The following is a 7623-nucleotide window of genomic DNA, read 5'->3' as shown; positions in this document are numbered from 1 at the left end:
GCCCATTTCTGCCTCGCAAGCTCGGCGATGATGTCCTGGTGGATCCGTTCGTCGTCCCTGGCTGCCGAAGGGGCCGACAGGACGGTGAGCAGCGCACGCAGGATGTCGGAACGGGTGATGATGCCAACGACTTTCCCGTCGTCGACAACCGGAATGCGTTTCACGCGATGGCACGTCATGAGCTCGACGATCTCGGGCAGCGATACGCCCGGCGATGCCGTTACGACATCCGTCGTCATCACCTCCTCGATACGGCGTCCGTTGGCTTGAACATATTCGTCAGCGGCTCTTCCGGGGCTCACAAGAAACTCCAGCCAGCGTGAGCGTTTGCGGTTGGTGCCCAGTTCTCCCCGGCGGAGGAAATCGCCCTCGCTGACAATGCCCACCAGCGTGCCATCGCTGCGAATGACGGGAAGGCCACTGAACTTCTTGGAGAGCATCAACCCTGCCGCATCGGAGATCGATGCTGTTGGTTCTATTCCGATGACCGGAGCGGTCATTATGGCTGCGGCTTGCATGTCTGCCTCCTCCAACATCTATCGGATCATTATCGGGGCCTTGTGTGAGGCATGCCTTGATCTGCGTCATCTCCGGCGTCGACGGACGTCAATTTGACTTGTCGTCCCTGTCGATGAGTATCCGTTCCGCCGCCCCGTCGAGGTCCTCGTATTGACCGCTCCTCAAGGCCCACAGGAAGCCGGCCAGCCCGAGCGCGCCGAGGAACAGCGCCACAGGTATGAGGTAGACGAGCGTCGTCATGAGGATCGTGCCAGTGCACCAAAGCCGGCGCGCCTGTCGGCCGCGGTGCTTTTTGCTGGAGTGTGCGGCCCAAAGCCCTGCAGCCGTAGCGCGTTTCCAATAACCAGCAGCGAGGAGGCGGACATGGCGATCGCCGCAATCAATGGCGTGACCTGTCCCAGGATTGCGATCGGCACGGCGACGGCATTGTAGACGATCGCGATCGCGATGTTCTGGCGTATCAGCCGCCCGGCTTTCCGCGAGATGTTCAGTGCGAGAGGCACGGCCAGAAGGCTTTCGCGCAGGAATACGAAGTCCGCCGCGTTGCGGCCAATGTCGGCTGCGGTCGCCGGTGCGATCGAGACATGCGCCGCGCTCAGCGCAGGCGTGTCGTTGAGGCCGTCGCCAACCATCAGGACTTTGTGTCCGTCTTTCGCCAGGGTCTCGATGCATTCGACCTTGCCGGACGGCAGCAGGCACGCAACGAAGTCGCCGACACCCAGAATTTTCGAGACTTCGGCGCAGGCCCCTGCGGTATCGCCAGACAGCATTTGCACCGACATCCCGACATCGTTCAATCGCTCGACTGCCGCCCTGGCGTCGGCACGCAGCGCATCCTCGAAATCGAAGGTGGCGACGATGATGCCGTCTTTCGTCAGGACCGTTCCGCCATAGCCATGCTTGCCTTCGCCGCCGGTCCGGGCCTTCCATCCGGCCCATCCGCGTCGGCCCAGCCGCCAGATAGCTCCGGAGTCGGCAGCTTCGATCCCAAACCCGGGATGCTCGGTGACGGCATCGAATTTTTGTTGCCTGCCAGGAGAGGCAAATCCGGCGATGGCCTTCGAAAACGGATGACGCGAATGCGCGGCCATGTCGGCTGCGATTGCCAGCATGGCCGGGTCGATCGACGATGCATTGACGAGCCGGGGCTGTCCAAGCGTGAGTGTCCCGGTCTTGTCGAACACCGCTGTATCGATCGTCGCCAGGCGCTCCATGGCCGAACCGTCCTTGACCATGATGCCGTTCTCGAACAGGCGCCGCGCGGCGACCACCTGAACGATCGGCACGGCGAGGCCGAGCGCGCACGGGCAGGTGATAATGAGAACAGCAATGGCGATGGTGATCGCCCTATGCCAGTCGCCGGTTGCCGCCATCCAGCCAAGGAACGTCACGAAGGCGGTCAGGTGAACCACAGGGGCATAGAGCGCCGAAACGCGATCGGCGATCCGGCGATAATGCGCCCGGCCGCCCTCGGCGGCCTCCATCAGCCGAACCATTTCCGCCAGGAACGAATCCTTCGCGGCGGCTGTCGCCTCGATCGTCAGCGAGCCGGTGAGATTGAGGGTACCGGCCTGAACCCGTTCCCCCGACGCCACGGTTTTCGGCGTGCTCTCGCCGGAAACCAACGAGCAGTCGAGATCCGACGCCCCCTGAACGATCTTGCCGTCGACGGGTATCCTTTCGCCTGCTGCGATCAGCAGCAACATGCCTGGTTCGATCTCGCCAACCGGCAGGTAATCGCGTGCGCCATCGCTGCGCAGGACCATGGCGCCACGCGCCGCCAGCTGCGACAGGCTTTTCACGGCGGTCCGGGCACGTTCCCGCATGACATGATCCAGCGTACGGCCGATCAACAGGAAGAACAGCAGCGACACCGACGCATCGAAATAGGCGTGATCGCCATGGTTGATCGTCTCATAGAGGCTCATGGCGTAGGCGAGCGACACCCCGACCGCGATGGGCACGTCCATGTTCATGCGGCCGTGGCGCAACGCATTCCAGGCCGAGCGGAAGAAGATGCCGCCGGCGAAGGCGAGGGCAGGGATGGCGATAAGCGCCGAGACCCAGTGGAACAGGTCGCGGGTTGCACCTTCAGCACCTGACCAAACAGAGACCGAAAGCAGCATGATGTTGCCCGCCGCGAACCCGGCAACCGCGACCGCGCGGATCAACTCCGAAAGCGTCCCGTCCTTCGCGTCGGCCTCGGGAGCGAAGAGATGCGCCTGGTAGCCGAGCCGCCAAATCGCGGCGACGAACGGTGGAACCTCGTCCCCACGCCACCGGACCGAGACCCGTTTCGTCGACAGGTTGACACGAGCGCCCTCGACGCGCTCGAGTTTTCCCAATGCCGTCTCGATCGTCTGGATGCAGGCCGCGCAATGAACCGTCGGCACGGAAAGATCGGTCTGGCGAAGGTCATCGCCAAGCGATCGGCTCGCCAGCCGGATCTCCTCGCTAGATGGTAGGACCGATGTGGTGCTCGAGACATCCAACGCCATTTCAGCGCCCGGCGCACAACAGCTCATTGCAGCGCTCCATGGGAAATCATGATCCTGCGGACGTCGCGATAGGGTTTCGCCAGACCGGCATCGGCGTCGATCTCGACGATCCAGACGCCGTCCTTCGGCATGTGCTGCGCGGCAAACTCCTGGCCGGAGGCGAGCGCGAGCGTGACGGCCTTGTCCTCCTTCTCGTAGGCGGGATGGCGAAACAGCACCTTGACGCCATGCAAGGGAACAGGCTTGCCGGCGGAATCGGTGAGCCCGTAGCGAACTTCGCCCCATGCGATGGTCAGCTTGCCGGTCCAGCCGAGCGCTGCCTGCGCGCGACCCTCCTCGGCCTGCTTGTTGAATTGCTGGCTCGCCACATAGGTGTTTTCGACGACAAGGCCCGTCCAGCTCGTGTTGGCGAGCGTCGCCATGGTCAGATTGACCGCGATCACCACCCCGAAAAAGGCAAGGATGATGGCCAACATGTGCCTGCCGGTGAATTCGCGGGATTTCTGCGTATTCGCGCTCATCTGGCGGTCTCCGGCGCGTTGAAAGTGGCGGTGTATTCGTCCGCCTCGAAACTCGCCTTGTCCTCGACACGGAACTTGAAGGTCTGCGCTATGCCGCGGATCTGATCGACCGGCTGGCGCACGAAGACCTTCAGCATCTTCAGGCGGTCGGGCTCGACCGGAATGGCGAAGGAACGGCCTGCCGGGATGTCGTACCCGACCACGCTCATTTCAGCCCCTGGCAAGCCTTGCATGGTGACGACGACCGTCCGTGGCTCGGGGATCATGTTGAGCAGCTTGACCGTGTAGCCGTTGCGGATCGAACCGTCGGACAGCGTGACGAATTGCGGATTGCGGTCATGCAGCACGTTGACTTCGAGCCTGTCGCGCGTCAGCAGCGAATAGAGCAGGCCCAGGCCGATCAGCGACCACAAGCCCATGTAGACATACGTGCGTGGGCGAAAGATCTTGCGAATATGGAAATGGGCCACCTTGTCGGAGAACAGGCCATCAGCGGTCCTGACCAGCGACGGATTGACTGAACCGGAGCCGCCCGCGGTCGCCAGCATCATATTGGCGTTGTAGTCGGAGAGCGTTGCGTAAGAGATCAGCCCGTGCTCCTTGCCAAGCTTGTCCATGACGCCGTCGCAGGCGTCGATGCAAAGCGCGCAGGTGATGCATTCGAGCTGCTGGCCGTCGCGAATGTCGATCCCCATTGGGCAGACCGCGACACACGCATTGCAGTCGACGCAGTCGCCAACGGGCTGCCCTGCTGCTTGCACCTTCTTGGCGTGGCGCGACCGCGGTTCGCCGCGCCAGTCATTGTAGGTGACGGTGAGCGAACTTTCGTCCAGCATGGCTGCCTGGATGCGCGGCCATGGGCACATATAGGTGCAGACCTGCTCGCGCATCAGCCCGCCGAACGTATAGGTCGTCGCCGTCAGCACGGCGACGGTGATGTAGGCGACGGGTGCCGCAGTGCCGGTGAAGAGCTCGCCGACCAGCGTCGGCGCATCGGCGAAATAGAAGATCCAGGCGCCGCCGGTCGCCGCACCGATGACCAGCCAGATGGCGTGCTTCGATACCCGCAGCACGAGTTTGCGGGCGGTCCACGGCCCGGCATCGAGCTTCATGCGCGCGTTGCGGTCGCCCTCGATGGCCCGCTCGACGACCAGAAACAGATCGACCCATACGGTCTGCGGGCATGTATATCCGCACCAGGCACGGCCAACCGTGGATGTGACCAGGAAAAGACCGACGCCGGCCATGACCAGCAGGCCGGCCACATAGTAGAATTCCTGCGGCCAGATCTCGATGAAGAAGAAGTAGAAGCGGCGGTTGGCGAGATCGAGCAGCACGGCCTGGTCCGGAGCAAACGGACCACGATCCCATCGTAACCACGGGGTCAAATAGTAGATGCCGAGCGTGATCGCCATCACCAGCCATTTGAACTGGCGAAAGCTGCCCGAGGCTCGCTTGGGGAAGATCTTCTTGCGCGCGGCATACATCGGCTGGCGCACTTTGGCGGAGTTGACCGCCTCGGCTTCGAGCCGTTCTACCTGCGTATTGTCCAGCACATGCACCTCCACTCGCGCGGGCGGCAATCTGCCCATGCCTGGGCCGCCAGCGTAGGGAAGTCTTGCCGCAGGGCAGCGCCACGCGCGTTGATGCAAGTCAAACCGGGTTGCCGAAACAAACCGAGGCCCGGACACGCCGGGCCTCGTCGCTCGGGCGGTGAAGGGATGAGAATAGGCCCCCGCTTCCTATTCTCCGCCGCCAAGCGAATGAACGTAGACCGCCAGTTCCTTGACCTTGGTTTCGCCCAGGCGTGCGCCCCAGGCTGGCATTACCCCCTGCCTCGGCGCGCGAACCTGAGCGGCGATGGCTGTTTCGCCGGAGCCATAGAGCCATATCGCGTCGGTCAGATCTGGAGCCCCGAGTTCCTTGTTGCCTTTTGCGTTGTCGCCGTGACAGGACACGCAATTCTCGGCAAAGACCTTGGCGCCAGGCGYGACCAGGCTTGCGTCCTGGACCTTGCCGGAAAGGCTGGCCACGTAGGCGCTCACCTGAGCGATCTGGTCAGCGGTTATGATGTCGCCAAAGGCAGGCATTTCCGACAGGCGCGTATCCGGATCGGACGCGAAGCGGATGCCGTGCGTGATCGTCTGCTGGATCTGTTCGGCCTTGCCGCCCCAGAGCCAATCGTCGTCGTTGAGATTGGGAAAGCCCCTGGAGCCCTGGGCGCCGGAGCCATGGCATTGCACGCAATTGACCTTGAATGCGGCGCCACCGGCAGCGACCGCGAACTCGCGCAAGGTGTCGTCCGCGGCAATCTCAGAAACGCTCTTGGACTCGACCGCCGCAACATACTTGCCCTTGGCGGCTTCAGCAGCGGTCAGTTCGTTCTTGACCTCGTTGCGGCTGGAATAGCCAAGGACGCCCTTGGTTGCCGAGTGCAGCAGAGGCCATGCCGGATAGGCGATGGTGTAGCCGATCGCCCAGACGATGGTGACGTAAAACGTGACGACCCACCAGCGCGGAAGCGGGTTGTTCAGCTCCCGGATGCCATCCCATTCGTGGCCGGTGGTCGAGACGCCAGAGATTTCGTCGATGTGCTCGTCGCTCATGATCACTCGTCCTCAAGGGGAATCCGGGCGGCTTCGTCGGCCAGCTTGCGGCTGCCGGGGCGCAGCGCGAAGGCGATTGCGCCGACAAAGAACAGCGCCATGGCGACCAGACCCCAGCTGTCGGCAAACTCTCGCATCAAATTGTAATCCATGGATAAGACTCCTCAGCGGTAGCCGGCGGCTTCGTCGTAGTTCTTGAAATCGACCAGCGTGCCGAGCATCTGCAGATAGGCAACGAGGGCATCCATTTCGGTCACCTGTTGCGGGTTGCCGTCGAAGTCGCCGATCTTGGCTTTGGGGTAGCGGGCTTCGAGGCCGGATGTGTCGGCGTTGGGATCGGCCTGCGCCATCAGATCGGCATTGGCGTGGGCGATCATGTCATCGCTGTAGGGGACGCCGACCCGCCTGTTGGCGACCAGATGCGTTGAGAAGTCCTTCACGTCGATCGGCGCGTCTTTGAGGAACGCGTAGCTCGGCATGATCGATTCCGGGACGACCGAACGTGGATCGGCAAGGTGCTCGACGTGCCATAAATTCGAGTAACGGTCGCCAACCCGGGCGAGATCCGGTCCGGTGCGCTTCGATCCCCATTGGAAAGGATGATCGTACATCGACTCTGCCGCCAGGCTGTAGTGGCCGTAGCGCTCGACCTCGTCACGGAAAGGCCTGATCATCTGGCTATGGCAGAGGTAGCAGCCCTCGCGCACATAGATGTTGCGTCCCGCAAGTTCGAGCGGCGAGTAGGGCCGCATGCCCTCGACCTTCTCGATCGTGTTGTCGAGATAGAAGAGCGGCGCGATCTCGACGATGCCGCCTACGGTCACCACAAGAAGGGAGCCAACGAGAAGAAGCGTGGCGTTCTTCTCGATGAGTGCGTGTCTGTCCATCAGGCTCATTCTCTGGCTTCCTTATTCGGCAGGCTGCAGGGAGGGTGCGGAGCCCGGCATCGGCTCTTCAGCGCGCTGGTATCCGAGGATGGTCATGGTGATGTTCCAGGCCATGATCAGGGCACCGGAGAGGTACATGGCCCCGCCGATGGCGCGCATGACATAATAGGGGTGCATGGCGGCGACGGTTTCGGCGAAGGAGTAGACCAGGAAGCCCTGCTCGTCGTATTCGCGCCACATCAGGCCCTGCATGATGCCGGACACCCACATCACCGCCGCGTAGACGACGATGCCGAGCGTCGCCAGCCAAAAATGCCAGGTGACCAGCCGCAGCGAGTAGAGGCGTTCACGGTTCCAGAGCTTCGGCACCATGTAGTAGATCGCGCCGAACGAGATCATGCCGACCCAGCCGAGCGCACCGGAATGGACGTGGCCGATGGTCCAGTCGGTATAGTGCGACAGCGAGTTGACCGTCTTGATCGACATCATCGGCCCCTCGAAGGTCGACATGCCGTAGAAGGCTATGGCCATCACCATCATGCGGATGATCGGATCGGTACGGAGCTTGTCCCAGGCGCCCGACAGCGTCATC

General features: G+C 62.6%; 9 protein-coding genes. All 9 read right to left on the bottom strand.

The genetic code is table 11. The annotated features are described in order from the left end of the window. On the bottom strand, positions 1-518 hold a 518-nt coding region (locus ACXJ7R_RS19580), incomplete at its 3' end, for a CBS domain-containing protein (RefSeq protein WP_457153288.1). A gap of 88 nt (positions 519-606) precedes the next feature. Beyond that, a complete protein-coding gene (gene ccoS, locus ACXJ7R_RS19575) occupies positions 607-759 on the bottom strand; it encodes a cbb3-type cytochrome oxidase assembly protein CcoS (RefSeq protein ID WP_457153287.1) in 153 nt (50 codons plus the stop codon). After that, a complete protein-coding gene (locus ACXJ7R_RS19570) occupies positions 756-3044 on the bottom strand; it encodes a cation-translocating P-type ATPase (RefSeq protein WP_457153286.1) in 2289 nt (762 codons plus the stop codon). The genes ccoS and ACXJ7R_RS19570 overlap by 4 nt, the downstream gene beginning before the upstream one ends. Next, positions 3041-3538, bottom strand: coding sequence for a FixH family protein (locus ACXJ7R_RS19565; protein WP_457153285.1), 498 nt, complete (start codon positions 3536-3538; stop codon positions 3041-3043). Before ACXJ7R_RS19565 ends, ACXJ7R_RS19570 begins: the two co-directional genes overlap by 4 nt. Continuing rightward, positions 3535-5094 (bottom strand): cytochrome c oxidase accessory protein CcoG, encoded by a 1560-nt coding sequence (gene ccoG / locus ACXJ7R_RS19560; protein WP_457153284.1) that lies wholly within the window; start codon positions 5092-5094, stop codon positions 3535-3537. Before ccoG ends, ACXJ7R_RS19565 begins: the two co-directional genes overlap by 4 nt. A 186-nt stretch (positions 5095-5280) precedes the next feature. Then, positions 5281-6144 (bottom strand): cytochrome-c oxidase, cbb3-type subunit III, encoded by an 864-nt coding sequence (gene ccoP / locus ACXJ7R_RS19555; protein WP_457153283.1) that lies wholly within the window; start codon positions 6142-6144, stop codon positions 5281-5283. A gap of 2 nt (positions 6145-6146) precedes the next feature. Further along, positions 6147-6296, bottom strand: coding sequence for a CcoQ/FixQ family Cbb3-type cytochrome c oxidase assembly chaperone (locus ACXJ7R_RS19550; RefSeq protein WP_023759205.1), 150 nt, complete (start codon positions 6294-6296; stop codon positions 6147-6149). A 12-nt stretch (positions 6297-6308) separates the two neighbouring features. Beyond that, a complete protein-coding gene (gene ccoO / locus ACXJ7R_RS19545) occupies positions 6309-7040 on the bottom strand; it encodes a cytochrome-c oxidase, cbb3-type subunit II (RefSeq protein WP_095080473.1) in 732 nt (243 codons plus the stop codon). 12 nt (positions 7041-7052) lie between these two features. Then, on the bottom strand, positions 7053-7623 hold a 571-nt coding region (locus ACXJ7R_RS19540), incomplete at its 5' end, for a cbb3-type cytochrome c oxidase subunit I (RefSeq protein ID WP_457153282.1).

It is taken from the genome of Mesorhizobium sp. P5_C1 (assembly GCF_054049815.1).
The sequence above is the reverse complement of the archived record's forward strand: the minus strand, read 5'-3'. Positions and strand labels throughout refer to the sequence as shown.